This window comes from Ralstonia chuxiongensis, assembly GCF_024158925.1.
GTDB lineage: Bacteria > Pseudomonadota > Gammaproteobacteria > Burkholderiales > Burkholderiaceae > Ralstonia > Ralstonia chuxiongensis.
In genome coordinates, this window is the sequence record NZ_JAMYWC010000001.1 from 298,904 (window position 1) to 315,181 (window position 16,278).

General features: G+C 64.3%; 14 protein-coding genes. 9 read left to right on the forward strand and 5 right to left on the reverse strand.

The window, feature by feature from the left end; translation table 11 throughout:
• The first annotated feature begins 13 nt into the window (after positions 1–13).
• Both NKG59_RS01270 and NKG59_RS01275 read left to right on the forward strand, forming a co-directional pair.
• Complete coding sequence (locus NKG59_RS01270) at positions 14–217, forward strand: cold-shock protein (protein WP_004627322.1); 204 nt, start codon at positions 14–16, stop codon at positions 215–217.
• Between the two features lie 176 nt (positions 218–393).
• Positions 394–600 (forward strand): cold-shock protein, encoded by a 207-nt coding sequence (locus tag NKG59_RS01275; protein ID WP_024978714.1) that lies wholly within the window; start codon positions 394–396, stop codon positions 598–600.
• A gap of 76 nt (positions 601–676) precedes the next feature.
• Here the strand turns inward: NKG59_RS01275 and NKG59_RS01280 are convergent, their stop codons facing one another.
• Both NKG59_RS01280 and aptA read right to left on the reverse strand, forming a co-directional pair.
• Positions 677–2,200, reverse strand: coding sequence for a CoA-acylating methylmalonate-semialdehyde dehydrogenase (locus NKG59_RS01280; RefSeq protein WP_045201488.1), 1,524 nt, complete (start codon positions 2,198–2,200; stop codon positions 677–679).
• Position 2,201: 1 nt separating this feature from the next.
• Positions 2,202–3,539: an omega-aminotransferase AptA gene (gene aptA, locus NKG59_RS01285; protein ID WP_253534536.1), complete on the reverse strand. Its 1,338-nt coding sequence runs from the start codon at positions 3,537–3,539 to the stop codon at positions 2,202–2,204.
• Positions 3,540–3,694: 155 nt separating this feature from the next.
• Between aptA and NKG59_RS01290 the strand changes: the two genes are divergently transcribed.
• From NKG59_RS01290 to NKG59_RS01305, 4 genes are all read left to right on the forward strand, one after another.
• Entirely contained in the window at positions 3,695–5,098 is a 1,404-nt protein-coding gene (locus tag NKG59_RS01290) for an aminotransferase-like domain-containing protein (RefSeq protein ID WP_045202162.1), read from the forward strand.
• Positions 5,099–5,292: 194 nt separating this feature from the next.
• Positions 5,293–6,036, forward strand: coding sequence for an acetoacetate decarboxylase (locus NKG59_RS01295; RefSeq protein WP_045201492.1), 744 nt, complete (start codon positions 5,293–5,295; stop codon positions 6,034–6,036).
• Positions 6,037–6,085: 49 nt separating this feature from the next.
• Positions 6,086–6,871, forward strand: coding sequence for a 3-hydroxybutyrate dehydrogenase (locus NKG59_RS01300; protein WP_045201494.1), 786 nt, complete (start codon positions 6,086–6,088; stop codon positions 6,869–6,871).
• Between the two features lie 32 nt (positions 6,872–6,903).
• A complete protein-coding gene (locus NKG59_RS01305; RefSeq protein WP_024978708.1) occupies positions 6,904–8,166 on the forward strand; it encodes a DUF3734 domain-containing protein in 1,263 nt (420 codons plus the stop codon).
• Positions 8,167–8,171: 5 nt separating this feature from the next.
• On the opposite strand, the gene NKG59_RS01310 is transcribed toward NKG59_RS01305, so the two are convergent.
• Positions 8,172–10,283, reverse strand: a complete 2,112-nt coding sequence (locus NKG59_RS01310; RefSeq protein WP_253534537.1) for a cation:proton antiporter — start codon at positions 10,281–10,283, stop codon at positions 8,172–8,174.
• Positions 10,280–11,356 carry an oxidoreductase gene (locus tag NKG59_RS01315; protein ID WP_253534538.1) on the reverse strand — a complete coding sequence of 359 codons (1,077 nt, stop codon included), beginning with the start codon at positions 11,354–11,356 and terminating at the stop codon, positions 10,280–10,282. Before NKG59_RS01315 ends, NKG59_RS01310 begins: the two co-directional genes overlap by 4 nt.
• A gap of 268 nt (positions 11,357–11,624) precedes the next feature.
• Here NKG59_RS01315 and NKG59_RS01320 point away from each other — a divergent pair, with 268 nt between their 5' ends.
• From NKG59_RS01320 to speG, 3 genes are read left to right on the forward strand one after another with little or no spacing between them, the layout of a single operon-like run.
• Complete coding sequence (locus tag NKG59_RS01320) at positions 11,625–13,745, forward strand: TonB-dependent receptor (protein ID WP_253534539.1); 2,121 nt, start codon at positions 11,625–11,627, stop codon at positions 13,743–13,745.
• Positions 13,746–13,757: 12 nt separating this feature from the next.
• Positions 13,758–14,900 carry a PepSY-associated TM helix domain-containing protein gene (locus NKG59_RS01325; RefSeq protein ID WP_253534540.1) on the forward strand — a complete coding sequence of 381 codons (1,143 nt, stop codon included), beginning with the start codon at positions 13,758–13,760 and terminating at the stop codon, positions 14,898–14,900.
• Positions 14,901–14,955: 55 nt separating this feature from the next.
• The gene (gene speG, locus NKG59_RS01330) at positions 14,956–15,498 is read left to right on the forward strand and encodes a spermidine N1-acetyltransferase (protein ID WP_253534541.1); all 543 of its coding nucleotides are present in this window, start codon (positions 14,956–14,958) and stop codon (positions 15,496–15,498) included.
• 16 nt (positions 15,499–15,514) lie between these two features.
• Here the strand turns inward: speG and NKG59_RS01335 are convergent, their stop codons facing one another.
• A complete protein-coding gene (locus NKG59_RS01335; protein WP_253534543.1) occupies positions 15,515–16,231 on the reverse strand; it encodes an ArsR/SmtB family transcription factor in 717 nt (238 codons plus the stop codon).
• Between the last annotated feature and the right edge of the window lie 47 nt (positions 16,232–16,278).

Here is a 16,278-nt window from a genome sequence, read left to right on the forward strand (position 1 = left end):
ACGACTCAAAATCATGGCTACTGGTACCGTCAAGTGGTTCAACGACGCAAAGGGTTTCGGCTTCATTACCCCGGATGATGGCGGCGAAGACCTTTTCGCACATTTCTCTGCTATCAACTCCGCAGGCTTCAAAAGCCTGAAGGAAGGTCAGAAGGTGTCGTTCGAAGTCACGCAAGGCCCTAAGGGCAAGCAAGCTTCGAACATCGTGCCCCAGTAACAAGGAGCACGCGGGCGCGGTAGCCCGGTTTTGGCTTGCCGCGCGGGGTTTCCTCGCGCGTGTATTGGCTGGGATATTCCGCCAGGCAGGTTGTTCAGTACGTGTTTGCCATCAAGCAGTCGGAGGGTCATCGGAAGCGGTGACCTGGTTTGACGAACCCCTATTGGGAGCATGCAATGGCCAGCCGAATTGAAGAGAACGCCGTTCAGTATGATCCGCCCGCCGGGGCAGCTGCAGAAATGCATGCTGCCCCGAGTTTCATTCGGGATTCGGAAATCCAGTTTTCGCGCTCGCAGACATTCCATGAAGGGCAGCGCGTCAGTTTTGACGTAGAGATCGGGCCCGACGGCGAACTGATCGCCGTCAACATCAAACCAATATGACACGCCGGTTTCAACTCGGCATGTTCAAAAGAAAAAGGGAGGCATTGCCTCCCTTTCTCATGGGTGATGCGCCGGATTACTTGGCTGTCGGCATCACGAACTCGGCGCCCTTGGCAATCGAATCCGGCCAGCGTTGCATCACGCTCTTGTAACGCGTGTAGAAACGAACACCTTCTTCCCCATAGGCGTGGTGGTCACCGAACAGCGAGCGCTTCCAGCCGCCAAAACTATGCCACGCCATCGGCACCGGAATCGGCACGTTGATCCCGACCATACCCACCTGGATCTGCCGGGCAAATGCGCGCGCCACGCCGCCATCGCTCGTGTAGCACGACACGCCGTTGCCAAACTCGTGCGCGTTGATCAGTTTCACCGCCTCGGCAAGATCATGCACGCGCACCACCGAAAGCACCGGGCCGAAGATTTCTTCCTTGTAGATCGTCATGCCGGGCTTGACGTGGTCGAACAGCGTGCCGCCCGTGAAGAAGCCTTCGGTATGGCCCTCGACCGAGTGGCCACGGCCGTCCACCACCAGCTTGGCGCCCTCTTCCACGCCCTTGGCGATATAGCCCTCAACCTTCGCCTTGTGCGCGGCGGTTACGAGCGGGCCCATTTCGCTGTCGGCTTGCATGCCGTTGCCGATCTTGAGCGCACGGGCGCGCTCGGCAAGGCGCGGGACCAGCTTGTCAGCCACGTCGCCCACTGCCACGGCCACGGAGATCGCCATGCAGCGCTCGCCGGCCGAACCGTAGCCGGCACCGATCAGGGCATCCACGGCTTGGTCGAGGTCCGCATCTGGCATGACCACGAGGTGGTTCTTTGCGCCACCCAGGGCTTGCACGCGCTTGCCGCGCTTGGTGCCCTCGGCGTAGATGTATTCGGCGATGGGCGTGCTGCCGACGAACGAGACGGCCTGCACATCCGGATGCTCGAGCAGCGCATCGACGGCATCCTTGCCACCCTGTACGACGTTGAACACGCCATCGGGCAGGCCAGCCTGCTTGAGCAGGTCGGCAATCATCAGACTGGGGGTCGGATCGCGCTCACTCGGCTTGAGGATGAACGTGTTGCCGCACGCCAGTGCCACCGGCGCCATCCACATCGGCACCATGAACGGGAAATTGAACGGCGTGATGCCGGCCACCACGCCCAGCGGTTGGCGCAGGTTCCAGTTGTCGATGCCGCCGCCGATGTTGTCGGTGAAGTCGGTCTTGAGCAGGTTCGGAATGCCGCAGGCGAACTCGACCACTTCAATGCCGCGCGTGACTTCGCCCTTGGCATCGGAGAACACCTTGCCGTGCTCCCGCGTGATGGCGGCAGCCAGGGCGTCCTGGTTCTGGTCGAGCAGTTCCTTGAACTTGAACAGAACGCGCGAGCGCTTGAGCGGCGAGGTCTCGGCCCAGTCGGCGGCGGCCGCATGCGCCGCGGCCACGGCCGCGTCCACTTCGGATTTGCCACCCAGCAGCACCTGCGCGCTCACGGCGCCCGTGGCGGGATTGAACACATCGGCGCTGCGCGTGCCGTTGCCGGCATGGCGTTGCCCGCCGATGTAATGGCTGATGACGGATTCCGTCACGGCGGGATCAATCGGTCGGTTCATTTCAGGCTACCTCTTGCAGAACGGTACGAACGGTGTCGAAGATGCGCGCGATCTGCGCCTCTTCGATGATGAGCGGCGGGGAGAACGCCAGGATGTCGCCGGTGTAGCGCACCAGCACGCCACGCTCCAGGCATTTCAGGAAGACTTCGTAAGCGCGCGCGCCCACCGCGCCCGGCCGCGATTCCAGCTCGATGCCGGCGACCAGGCCCAGGTTGCGGATGTCCTTCACATGCGGCGCGCCCTTGACCGAATGCGCTGCTGCTTCAAACGCCGGCGACATCGCACGTGCGCGCTCGAACAGCCCTTCGCTGCGGTACAGATCCAGTGCGGCCACCGCCGCGGCCGCTGCCAGCGGGTGCGCCGAATACGTGTAGCCGTGGAACAACTCGATCGCGCCAGGCGCGCCGGCATCGACGACGGCATCGTGCACCGACTGGCGCACGGCCACGGCGCCCATCGGCACGGCGGCGTTGTTGATGCCCTTGGCCATCGTCAGCAGATCTGGCGTCACGCCAAAGAACTCCGCCGCCGTTGCCGCGCCAAGGCGGCCAAAACCGGTAATGACCTCGTCGAAGATAAGCAGGATGCCGTGCTTGTCGCACAGCGCGCGCAGGCGCTGCAGATAGCCCTTGGGCGGCACCAGCACGCCCGTGGAACCTGCCAGCGGCTCAACGATGACGGCGGCAATGGTCGACGCGTCATGCAGCGTCACAAGACGCTCCAGTTCGTCGGCCAGGTGCTCACCCCAGGCTGGCTGGCCCTTGGAAAACGCATTGTGCTCAGGCGCATGCGTGTGCGGCAGGTGGTCGACGCTCGGCAGCAGGTTGGCCGAGAACGCCTTGCGGTTTGGCGAGATGCCGCCCACCGAGATGCCGCCGAAACCCACCCCGTGATAGCCGCGCTCGCGGCCGATCAGGCGTGTGCGCTGCCCTTCGCCCCGTGCACGGTGGTATGCCAGCGCAATCTTGAGCGCCGTATCCACCGCTTCCGAACCGGAGTTGACGAAGAAGATGCGATTCAGACCCTCCGGCATGATCTCGGCGACTTTTTCTGCCGCACGAAACGCAAGCGGGTGGCCCATCTGGAAGGTGGGTGCGAAATCCAGCGTGGCAGCCTGCGCGGTGATGGCGTCGACGATTTCCTTGCGGCAATGGCCGGCGTTGACGCACCACAGGCCGGCCGTGCCGTCCAGCACCTCGCGGCCGTCGCCGTCTCGGTAGTACATGCCCTGGGCAGACGTCAGCAAGCGCGGTGCGGCCTTGTACTGGCGGTTGGCCGTAAACGGCATCCAGAAGTAAGACAGATCGGTCGTTTCCAGCGGGTGCGGTGCGGGTTTCATCGGTCACTCCGAAAAAACAGCGGAAAGGGAATGGACTGGCAAGCCAGCCGTTGGAGCAAACTGTACAGAGTCAAATCCGACACGGACATGCACAGATGGCGGTTCTATAAGAAACTGTATAGGCGCCGACCACCCCGCCCATGCCGCATCGCAACATGCAACTCGAACTCGATCCTTCTCATCCCCAGCGTACGTTGGTCGACCAGATCGTCCAAGGCATTCGTGCGGCGGTCGACAGCCATACCCTGCTGCCGGGCACGCGGCTGCCCTCCGTGCGCAAGTTGGCGCAGGCCCACGATGTGAGCACCTTTACGGTGGCGGAGGCCTATACGCGGCTGGCGGCGCTGGGCGCCATCGTGGCGCGGCCGCGCTCGGGCTATCTGGTGGCGGCGCGCACCCCCACCCAACCAGCGCCGGTGGCCCCGCGCTGGGAGCCGCCCACACTCAACGCGGCGTGGCTGCTGTCGGATGTGTTTGCCGATCGCTCCATCGCCATCAAACCGGGCTGCGGCTGGCTGCCGAACGACTGGCTGGACGAGCGCGGCGTGCAGGAAGCCATGCGCGCGGTGAGCCGTGTTTCCGCACTGCGGGTGGCGGGCTACGGACATCCGTGGGGTTATGCGCCGCTGGGCGAATACGTGGCGCAGTCGCTTGCGCTGCGGGGGTTGCCGGTGGAACGCTCGCAAGTGCTGCTGACCAGCGGCGCCACCCAGGCACTCGATCTGATCGTCCGCACCTTGTTCAAGGCCGGCGACGTCGTGGCCGTGGATGATCCGGGCTACTGCAACGTGCTCCAGGTGCTCAAGCTGGCCGGCCTGCGCGTGATCGGGGTGCCACGCACGCCAGATGGGCTCGACACAGCGGCATTGGAAACCATCCTCCGCGCGGACGATGCGGACCGGCCGCGCGCGCTCTTCACCAGCTCCGTGCTGCAGAACCCCACCGGCTCGTCGATGACCGCGCAAAACGCTTACCGCGTGCTGCAACTGGCCGAACAACACGGCCTCTGGATCGTTGAAGACGATCTGCACCGCGAGCTGGCCGACCCCGCCGCGCCCATGCTGGCCTCGCTCGATGGCCTTCGCCGCACGTTGTACGTAAGTGGGTTCTCCAAGACGATTTCACCCTCATTGCGGGCGGGCTATGTGGTGGCAGACGCCGCCATCACGCGCGAGCTGGCGCGCACCAAGATGGCAGTGGCGCTCACCTCGTCGGAGATCACCGAGCGCATCGTGCACGCTTTCGTCACGCGCCCCGTCTATGCCGAGCACGTGGCCCGGCTGATTGCACGACTGGGAGAAGCGCACACGCAAGTCGAAGCCCTCATGCGCCAACATGGTGCCGAACTGTTCGATACACCGGGGCGCGGCCTCTTCCTATGGGCCCGGCTGCCGGGCCACGCAGATGCCGCTGCGCTGGCCAATCGGGCCATCGACCACAACATCTGGCTCGCGCCGGGACAGTACTTCCGGCCGCATGACGAGCCCAGCCCGTGGCTACGCTTCAATGTGGCTTACTCCGCCGAACCGGCACTCTGGGAATTCCTCTCGCACGCGTAACGGCGCTGCCCAGCATGCGTCGCAATGACGTATTGCATGCAATCAATCACGTTATGGGCACTCAAACGTGAATTCGGCGTGACCGGATGGTTGCAGCGTCACACAAGCGCGACACGATGCGCTGTCGCCTACCGTTCTCTTGCGCCGTACCGATTCCCAACGCCACTTGCAGCCCAACCTGCACAAGGAGTGCCATGGACATCAAGACCGTCCGCGAAACCGCGTTCGCAATGCCGCTCACGAGCCCCGCCTACCCGCCCGGCCCGTACCGCTTCATCCATCGCGAGTTCTTCATCATCACGTACCGCACCGACCCGGCCACGCTGCGCGCCATGGTGCCGGAGCCGCTGGAGGTGCCCGAACCGCTGGTCGCCTACGAGTTCATCCGCATGGCCGACTCCACCGGCTTTGGCGATTACACCGAAAGCGGCCAGGTCATCCCAGTCACCTACGAAGGCAAGCCCGGCACGTACACGCTCGCGATGTATCTGGACGACCATCCGCCCCTGGCCGGCGGCCGTGAAATGTGGGGCTTTCCCAAGAAGCTCGCCTCACCCCAGCTCGTGACCGACAAGGACACGCTGATCGGCACGCTCGACTACGGCCCCGTGCGCGTGGCAACCGGCACCATGGGTTACAAGCACCGCGAGCTGGACCTCGCCGAGCAGAAACGCCGCCTGGAGCGCCCCAACTTTCTGCTCAAGATCATTCCGCACGTGGACGGCAAGACCGCGCGCATCTGCGAGCTGTCGCGCAACTACATGATTGACGTCGACATGAAAGGCGCCTGGACGGGGCCGGCGTCGCTGGAGTTGGCGCACCATGCACTGGCCCCCGTGGCCGAACTGCCCGTGCTGGAGATTGTCGAAGCCCGACACATCATTGCAGACCTGACCCTTGGCATGGGCGAGGTCGTGTTCGATTACCTCGCGCAGTAACGCCTGCCCGACGCCATCCTTTTTTTCCGTCAACCCTCGGAGTACACACATGTCTGATTTGAAAGGCAAAGTCGCTGTCGTCACGGGTGCCGCAAGCGGCATCGGCAAGCAGATCGCCCTCACGCTCGCCAATTCGGGCGCGGCCATCGCCATCGTTGACTTGAACGAAGACGGCGCCAAGGCCGTCGCCAAAGAGATCAGCGATGCAGGCGGCAAGGCGATCGGCCTGCGCATGGACGTCACCGACGAGCAAGCCGTGGACAGCGGCATCGATCGCGTGGCTGAAGAGCTCGGCTCGGTCGACATCCTCGTTTCGAACGCCGGGATCCAGATCGTCAACCCGTTCGTGAGCTACTCGTTTGCCGACTGGAAGAAGATGCAGGCTATCCACGTCGACGGCGCGTTTCTGACCACACGCGCCGCGCTGCGCCACATGTACAAGGACGACCGTGGCGGCGTGGTGATCTACATGGGGTCGGTGCACTCTCACGAGGGCTCACCGCTCAAATCGGCCTACGTGGCGGCCAAGCACGCGCTGCTCGGCCTGAACAAGGTGCTGGCCAAGGAAGGCGCGGCGCATAACGTGCGTTCGCACGTGGTGTGCCCCGGTTTTGTGCGCACGCCGCTGGTCGAAAAGCAGATTCCCGAGCAGGCCAAGGAACTCGGCATCAGCGAAGACGAGGTCGTGAAAAAGGTCATGCTGGGTGATACCGTGGACGGCGTGTTCACCACGGTGGAAGACGTGGCCGAGACGGTTCGCTTCCTGGCCACGTTCCCGAGCGCTGCGCTGACTGGCCAATCGTTCGTGGTGAGCCACGGCTGGTTCATGCAGTAAATCTCAGCACACGCAAGGAGGTTGGAGAAGATATGCCCGCACCCAAACTACGCGTGGCCGCAAGCAAGCGGCCCACGCCGGCAGAATCGTCGCGCCCGGCAGATGCGCCGCTCACCACGGCACAGCGCATCGTGCTGCCGGCGTACGAGAACATCGCGCTGGTGCTGCAAGGCGGCGGCGCGCTTGGCTCGTACCAGGCCGGCGTGTTCGAAGGGCTGGACGAAGCCGGCATCGTGCCGAACTGGATTGCGGGCATCTCCATCGGGGCGCTGAATACGGCCATCATTGCCGGCAATGCGCCCGAGCATCGACAAGCAAAGCTGCGTGAGTTCTGGCAGATCATCACGCAGCCGACGTTCTCGCCGCCGCTGCCCGACATCCTGGAAAACGCCTGGTTTGACGGCAATGCGCATCTGCGCAAATGGCTGACCGCCATGCAGGCCGCCGACACGCTGCTCGAGGGCCAGCGCGGTTTTTTTACACCGCGCTTTCCCGCTCCGCTTCCAGCCAACGAAGTCGACCCGCTCGAAGCCAGCTATTACGACACCACGCCGCTCAAGGCGACGCTGGAACGCCTGTGCGATTTCGACCGCATCAACGATGGCGGCATCCGCGTGTCAGTGGGCGCCGTGAACGTCCGCACGGGCAATCTGGAAGCGTTTGATAACACCGAGCGCCGTCTGCGCGCGGAGCACTTCATGGCATCGGGCGCGCTGCCGCCGGGCTTTCCGCCCGTGCTGATCGACGGCGAGTATTACTGGGACGGCGGTGTCGTCTCCAACACACCGCTGTCGTATGTGCTGGGCACCAAGCCGCGCCGCGACACGCTGGTGTTTCAGGTAGACCTCTGGAGCGCGCTGGGCCCGGTGCCCAACACGATGATCGGCGTGGCCAGCCGGCAGAAGGACTTGCAGTACTCCAGCCGCACGCGGCTTACCACCGACTGGATGGAGCGTTCGCAATCCACGCGCCGGCTCATGCGCAAGCTGCTCGATCACCTGCCGCCCAAGGAGTTCGAGCGCACCCAGTGGTACAAGCACGCGCAGGAGATGGCCTGTACCAAGCGCTACAACGTCTTCCACCTCATTTACGCTGCCAAGGAACACGAGGGGCCGGGCAAGGACATCCAGTTCGGGCCATCAACCATGCGCGACCACTGGGCCTCGGGCCTGGCGGATATTCGCGAATCGCTCTCGCACCCGGAGTGGCTGGAGATGCCCGATAACGACACGGGCTTCGTCACGCACGACATCCACCGCCATCCGGGCGTGGAGCGGGAGGACAAGCGGCTCTGAGCAAGCTACTCCCGTGCGGGCGGCATGTGCAATGCAGTCGACAGCGGCGGCCGCGGCAGCGCGGCCGTCCAGGCACGGTGGATCACCGCGCTGATCTGCTTGTAGACCTCTTTCGAGATCACCGTTTCGGCCAGCATCGTGTCGATCTTGCTCTGGCCGATGTAGAGTGCGAACAGCACCAGCAGGCGCTTTTCCAGCGCGGCACTGTAGTCGCCAAACTTTCCGCGCAGCTCGGCCAAGCCCTCTTCCGCCGCCTCGATCCGGGCAATCAACACGCCGTCGAGCAGGTCTGCCATGCGCTCGCCCAACACGGGCTGCAGCGACGTACGGTTGTAAGCGCGCAAGCGTTCGAGCACCGTCTGACGACAGATGAGCAATTCAAAGCGATCGGCCAGCGCGTTGGCCAGTGGGCGGTCGATATGCACCACGCGGTGCAGCCAGACCGCGAACCGGTAGCCGGCGTGCTTGGCCAGGATGCGCCGCGATGCGCGCTTGTAGCCCAGGCGCCCTTCCGTGCGGGCCGCGTCGATCATGTCGGCGGTGTTGCGCATCATCGCGTCAAGGTTCCGGATGGAGACCAGGCCGTTGCCGTACTCGGGAATCAACTCGCGCTCACGCGTGGCGAGTGAAACGAGGCCAATGGTCAGGCGCTCGCGTTCGGACAGCGCTTCCTCAAGGTTCAGCTCAACCGCGCCGGCCGCGACCTCTCGCCGATACGCCTCCGCTGCCTGGTCCGTCGCGCCCGAGGCGAAATGGAAATGCCCGCCGATGCGGCGCATGGTCGATTCCACTTCCTCTGTCGACATGTTCAGCGCCTGGCCCTGCAGGGCCTGTTCTTGCGGCGACAACTGATCCAACCCCAGCTGGCGCATCACCCAGCGCAGCGTGGCGCCGTTGAAGAGCACGCTCACCAGCACAAAGCCGGTGGCGAGGATGGTGACGAAATGACGATCCGCCTCGCGCACAGCCTGGTTCTCCGCCACACCTAGCGCCAGTACCAACGTGACGGCGCCACGCAAGCCACCCCATGCAATCGCGAGCTTGTAGGCATGGGTGACCGGAGCGGAGAGCTTGAGCCACGCGAGCGCAGGCAACAGGCCAAACAGCACCGCAAGGCGCGCAGCGAGTGCGGCCAGCACGATCACCGCCAGCCACAGCGCGTCTTTCCACACCACGCCGTGCAACAGCTCCGGCACGCGCACCGCAGCCAGCAAAAAGACCACCGCCCCGGCCAGCGCAGCAATCTGCTCCCAAATGAGTTGCAGGTGCGACCAGTTGCGCGGCGTCAGGCGTGTCCGCCCCAGCGCGCCGATCACCAACCCCGCGCAAACCACCGACACCACGCCCGACACGCCCAGCACGTTTTCGGCCACGAGATACAGCGGATACGGCAGCGCCAGCGTCCACGCGGCTTCAGCCTGAGCAATGCCGCGCAGCGCCGGCAGCAGGAATGCGGCGATGCGCCCGGCAATCAACCCGAATACCACGCCGCCACCAAACGCCTTCGCCAGTTCGCGCAGGCCGGTGCCAACGGTGGCATCACCGCCGTGGCCCGTCAGCATCGCAAGCAGCACGCCCATGATGGCAATGGCCGCCGCGTCGTTGAGCAGCGCCTCGCCCTCCACCAGGCGGATCAACCGTGCCGGCGCGCCCACATCGCGAAACACCGCAATCACCGCGGATGGATCGGTCGTGGCAATCATCGCGCCAAGCAGCAGGCACGTGACGATGCCGAACGGCGTGACAGCGGCCGCTGCGAGCCCGATCACGCCCGTGGCAACCACCACGGCCACGATGGCCAGCATCAAGATCGGCGCGGCATCCGGCGCCATGCTGCGCACGTCCACCGACAGCGCTGCCTGAAAGAGCAGCGGCGGCAAGAACAGCCACAGATACGCCTCCGCCGGCCAACTCGGATCGACCAGCGGCGCGAAGAACGTGGTTGCGGAAGCCGGCGCGCTGTTCTGCACGATCACATAGGCGCCGCCGATGCCGATGCCCGCCAGCGCCAGCAATGTCGATTCCGGCAGCGTCAGCCGCGAGGCCAGCATCTGCACCAGCGCCACCACGGCGAGCAAACCGCCCGCCACCAGCAACAGGATGACGACGCCGTTCACGAGGCGGTCTCCTGCGCAGCCAGCCAGTCTGCGCGTTCTGCATCGGTCAGGTCCGGCACGACCGCCGTGCCGGTTTCGGCGGCGGCCACGGCGGCTTCCAGCACGGCCATGACGGCCACAGCCTGCACGGGCGGGACCGGGTTTGCGCGCAGGCCGAGGATGGCGTCGCGAACAGCAGCGTAGTAAGCGCGCTGATCGCCCGCGGGCGTTGCAATGCTGGTTTCGGCCGAGGTTGCACCGTCGATCTGCAGGCCCGCGTCATCGTCCACACCCCAGCCTTGCGCACCGGGCTGCATGCCGGCAAGCAGCTGCGCTTCCTGCTGATCCATCCGGCGCTTGATGAACGAACCGCGCGTTCCATGAACGACCCAGCGCGGCGAGCCGCCCGCCACCAACATGCTCGCGTGAAGGACCGCTCGGCGCTCGCCCGCTTCCAGGACGACATGCGCCCAGTCCGGCGTTTCGGCGCCCGGCCGCTGGCGTGCAAACGAGGCGCTCACCGCATCCGGCAGGCCAAGCAGTTGCAGTGTCTGGTCGATCAGGTGCGGGCCAAGATCAAACCAGATGCCCGTGCCCTGCCCCGCCTGCTCACGCCAGCGGGCGCGAACCTGCGGGCGATAGCGGTCGAAATGCGCCTCGACGTGCATGGCCTCGCCGATGTTGCCGCCGGCAATCGCGGCTTGCACAGCGAGGAAATCGCTGTCCCAGCGGCGGTTCTGGAAGACCGACAGCACGCGCCCCGTTTCACGCGCCACCCGAGCCAGATGCCGCGCCTCTGCCAGCGTGACGGTAAACGGCTTATCCACGACGACATGCTTGCCCGCGCGCAACGCAGCTTCGGCCAAAGGCGCATGGCGGTCGTTGGGCGCGGCAATGACGACGAGGTCGACGTCCGAATGCGTAGCCGCCGCCTCGGGCGTGCAGACCACGGCGTTGGGCCGATCCGCATGCACGGCGTCTGGCCGGTTGGAACCGATGACCTGCAAATGCAGCCCGGGCGTGGCGTCGATCAACGCGGCGTGAAACAGCTTGCCAGCGTAGCCGTAGCCCACCAAAGCGGCTTTCAACGGCATCTGATGTGATGAATGCGACATGTTTAAAAAATGGCAGAAAGCAGGCGAATGAGACGACCAAGGCGCAACTTGGTGCCCAAAATCTTGCGGTATGCCACGGAAAATTGCCGCGCACAAGATCGGCAAACGTTGCCTATCGTCAAAAGCCCGCCTTAACTCTCTTGTAAATAGGAATTGTTCTCATTATTATTTGCGCCTTCACATTCTGAAGGCGCCAACCTCGGGGGAGGGAGTCGCGCTCTACTTTTTTCACTTTACGGGAACTGCAATGCCGCCGAAACGTTTGTGCTTGTCTCTGGCCGTCCTTGGAACGCTGCCGTTTGCCCAGGTGGCAACTGCCGCCGACACCGTTGCCGCAGCCGACGCCGGCACCTTGCCAACTTCCACGGTCAAGGGTACGCGCAGCAGCATGAGCTACGACACGCCCATCGCGAACACTGCCACGAAGATTCCGGTGCCGTTGCGCGAGATTCCGCAGTCGGTGAACGTCGTGCCGCGTGCAGTGATCCAGGACCAGGGTGCGCTGTCGATCAACGACACGCTGCGCAACGTGCCGGGCGTGTCAGCCTCGCTGGGCGATGCGCAGCGCGATCAGGTGACCATTCGCGGTTTCTCGTCGATCAATGACCAGTACGTCGACGGCCTGCGGGACGACTCGCTCTACTTCCGTGATCTGTCCAACATCGACCGCATTGAAGTGCTGAAGGGTCCAGCCGCCGTGCTGTATGGCCGTGGTTCATCCGGCGGCATCATCAATCGCGTGACCAAGAAACCGCTGGCGACGCCGCTGGCAGAGGTGGGCGTGGTGGTAGGCACCGAGCGCCAGAAGCGCGCAGAGTTCGACTTGAACACGTCCATCAATGACGACGCCATCCGCGCGCGCATCACCGGCGCCGTTGAAGATTCGGGTGGTTTCCGCAACGACTACTTCCTGCGCCGCCAGGCGATTTCGCCATCGTTCCTGTTCAACCTCGCGCAGGATACCAAGCTAACGGTGCAGTTCGACTACCTGCACGACAAGCGTATTGCAGACCAGGGCGTGCCGTCGTACCACGGCCGCCCTGTCGACGTACCGATCGAGACACGCTATGGCTCCGCCAATGCCGCTGCCGGCAATGTCGAGTCCACCGTCAAGAGCGTGACCGGCACGCTGGACCACCGCTTCAACGACAAATGGTCGTTCCACAGCGTGGTGCGCAACTACGAATACTCGCTCGGCCGCAACAACTACACAACCGTCAGCCGCGTCACCGACGGGCCGATCCCGACTGTCACGCTCTCCGTCAACCAGCGCAACCGCAGCGACCGCGGCACGCTGTGGCAGAACGAGCTGACGCAGAAGGCCGAAACCTGGGGCATCCAGCACACGCTGCTGTACGGCATCGAGCTGGGTTACCAGGACAAGAGCGACCGCGTGGCCGGCGCGCCGGGCAGCACGACCTACAACCTCTTCAACCCGACGCTGCAGGTGTTGCCGACCGTACCCGGCAACGCGGTGCCGACCAACTACGGCCTCTCGCACAACGAGACGTATGCGGCGTACGTGCAGGACTTGATCAAGTTCTCACCGCAATGGACGGTGCTCGCCGGCCTGCGCTATGAAATCCTCAAGCAAAGCCGCGACGACCTGACCGCGCGCAATGTGGATCTGTCTCGCACCGACAAGCCGGTCAGCCCGCGCCTGGGCGTTGTGTATCACCCGATCGAGCCGCTTTCGCTGTACGCGTCGTACAGCCGCTCGTTCCAGCCGCTGGCGGATAGCTTTACGTTCTTCCCCAACAGCGGCGCACTGGCCCCGCAATCGACCACGAACTACGAGATTGGCGCCAAGTACGATCTGTCGGCCGGTGCAAGCGTCACGGCCGCGCTGTTCGACATGAAGCAGACCAACCTGACGGCGGCAGATCCCGTCACGCTGCTGGGTGTGCCCATCGGCACGCAGCGCACGCGCGGCCTGGAGCTGTCGTTCACGGGCGAGATTGTGAAAACCTGGTCGCTGATGGCGAGCTATGCCTACCTGAACGGCCGCCTGGAGAACCCGAACGACCGCAGCGGCGGCGTAGCCGTCAACGGCAATCAGCCGTCGCTCACACCGCGGCATAGCGGCTCGGTATGGCTTAAGCACGATCTGCCGAACGGCTTCTACGTAGCCGGCGGCGTGCGTGCGGAAGCTGCGCGTTATGCATCGCAGTACAACCTGACGACGTTGCCCGGCTACATGACCGTCGACCTGGGCGCCGGTTATCGCAGCAAGCACGTTGATGTCACGTTGAACCTGCAGAACCTGTTCAACCGCGCGTACTACGTGTCGGCGCACGGCGGCGCAGAGAACTACAACATGCCGGGTGCCCCGCGCATGGCGCTGCTGGGCGTGCGCTACAAGATGTAAGCGGCGAACGCAATGCTGCGACGGGTACTCTTCCGCCTGCACTGGCTGATCGGTTTGTCGGCCAGTGTGGTGCTGGCCGTCGTTGGCGCCACCGGCGCCCTGATGGCGTACGAAGACGAACTGCTGCGGGCGCTCAACCCCGGCGTGCTTAGCCTGCCCGCGCGCACCGGCCCCGCGCCAACGCTGCCGCAGGTGGCCGCGCAGGCCCGCGCTGCCATGCCCGAGCGCCCTGTCACCTTCATCACTGCCGCATCCGACCCAACCGAGCCGTGGCGCGTCTGGTATGCGTGGCCGCCCGGCAAACACGGCGGCAGCAGCCGCGGTGAGCTGCGCTACATCGATGCCGCTACCGGCACGTTGCTGCCCGAAGCTCGCGGCCAGCGCTTCTTTGCCACAGTCAAACTGCTGCACCGGACATTGCTTGCGGATGAGATCGGCAAGCAAATCGTGGGGGCCAGCACGATTGGGCTCGTCATGATGGCGCTGTCGGGCCTGTACCTGCGTTGGCCGCGTCGCGTCACGAACTGGCGAAGCTGGCTGGTCATCCGCTGGAGCCGCGCTGGCCGCATCCGCTGGTGGGATGTGCATACCGTCATCGGCACGCTGGTGCTGCCGCTGTATTTGCTGGCCGCCTTCAGCGGGCTGTATTGGGCGTATGACTGGTACCGCGATGGCCTGCAGCGCTTTGCCGGCATGCCTGTCGCCGCCAAGGCAAAACCGTTGGAAGGCGTGCGACAACCGCTCGGAGGTGCGGCATTGGCGCGCACTTGGAACGCTTTTCTGGCCAGCGCGTCCAATTACGGAACTGCCACCCTCCGTATCGACGACGCCCGTACCGGCAAAGTCGATATCAACTGGCTTCCCGCCGACGCACCGCACGACCGCGCCTTCAACCGCTTGACGATAGACGCCAGCACCGGCGCGGTCATCCGCAACGAATCCTTCGCAAGCAAACCGCCAATGCAACGTCTGCTGGCCGGCATGTTGCCGCTTCACAATGGACGCTACTTCGGGCCGATCGGCGTCGTGCTAGTGTTGATCGGAGCATTGATGCTGCCGGTGTTTGCGGCAACGGGATGGTGGCTGTATCTGGATCGGCGCCGACGCGCGCAACCGCAGCGCAAAAACACATCCGCAGCGACACGTCCTTGCTAAAAACGTAGGGGCGTCGAAGCGATGTCGAGCGCCTCAACACAACAAGGACAACAACATGGTGATCGAGAAATCCCGCGATCTTTCCCTGCGCCCGCTGGAACGCAATGACCTGCGTTTCGTGCACGAGCTGAATAACGACGCGAAAATCATGCGTTACTGGTTCGAAGAACCATACGAAACCTTCACCGAACTCTCACAACTCTACGACCGCCACGTGCACGACCAGCGCGAGCGCCGCTTCATCTGCGAGAACGACGCCGGCGAAGCCGTGGGTCTGGTGGAGTTGATGGAGCTGAACTACATCCACCGCCGCGGCGAATTCCAGATCATCATCGCGCCCGGCTGGCAAGGTCACGGCTATGCATCAACCGCAACGCGACTGGCAATCGACTATGCATTCATGGTGCTGAATCTGCACAAGCTGTATCTCGTCGTCGATGTGGAGAACGAACGCGCGATCCACGTCTACGAAAAATGCGGCTTCCAGCGCGAAGGCGAACTGATCGAGGAGTTCTTCAGCAACGGCGCGTATCACAACGCTTTGCGCATGTGCGTGTTCCAGCGCGACTACGTAAAGACGGTCCGCGACGGCAGCTAACGCACGGCGGCCAAAACTACGCCGTGTGCAGCCACGCGTGCAATTCGCGCTGCCCGGTTTCGGTCATGCTCAGTGCGCGCGAATGCTTCTGCCGCGCCAGCCATCCCAGTGCGATGCAGCGTTCTGCCACGGCGGCCCCGAGCGCACCGGCCAGATGCGGGCGCCGCTCGCTCCAATCCATGCAACCGTAAGCAAAGCGGCGTCGGCCGTTGCGCAGCGCGTTCACATCGACGCCGATGGCGGCCAGCGCCTGCCCACCCTCGGGCGTCACGTCGTAGGCGCCGTGCGTTTCATCGAGCTGCATTAGCCAGCCGCGCGACAGCAGTTTCTCCGAGACTTCCGTGCCAAGCTGACCGGCCAGATGGTCGTAACACAGGCGCGCCGCTCGCAGGTTTTCGGGCACGGCCGAGCGCCGCGGGTCGGCTGGTTTTTCCGGTGCGACCACCAGCAACGATTCGATCATCTCCGCCACCGCCGGCGAGCGCAGCCCGAAGTATTTGTAGCGCCCGCTGGACAGCGAAGTGATGAGCGCATCGGCCTCAAGCCGGCGCAAGTGCGCGCTGGCCGTGGCGGGCTCCACGCCGGCCCCGTAGGCGAGTTCCTTGGCGGTAAGCGAGCGACCTTCCATCAACAGCAGCAGCATGCGGATGCGGGTGGGATCGCCAATGGTGGCGGCCACGCGGCCGATGTCAGGCTGGGTTGTCGATTCGGTGGCTGAGGAAGATGCAGGCATGGTTCGATGGAGACCAAACTGTTGGCGCGTGACACGCGGGCGGGCAG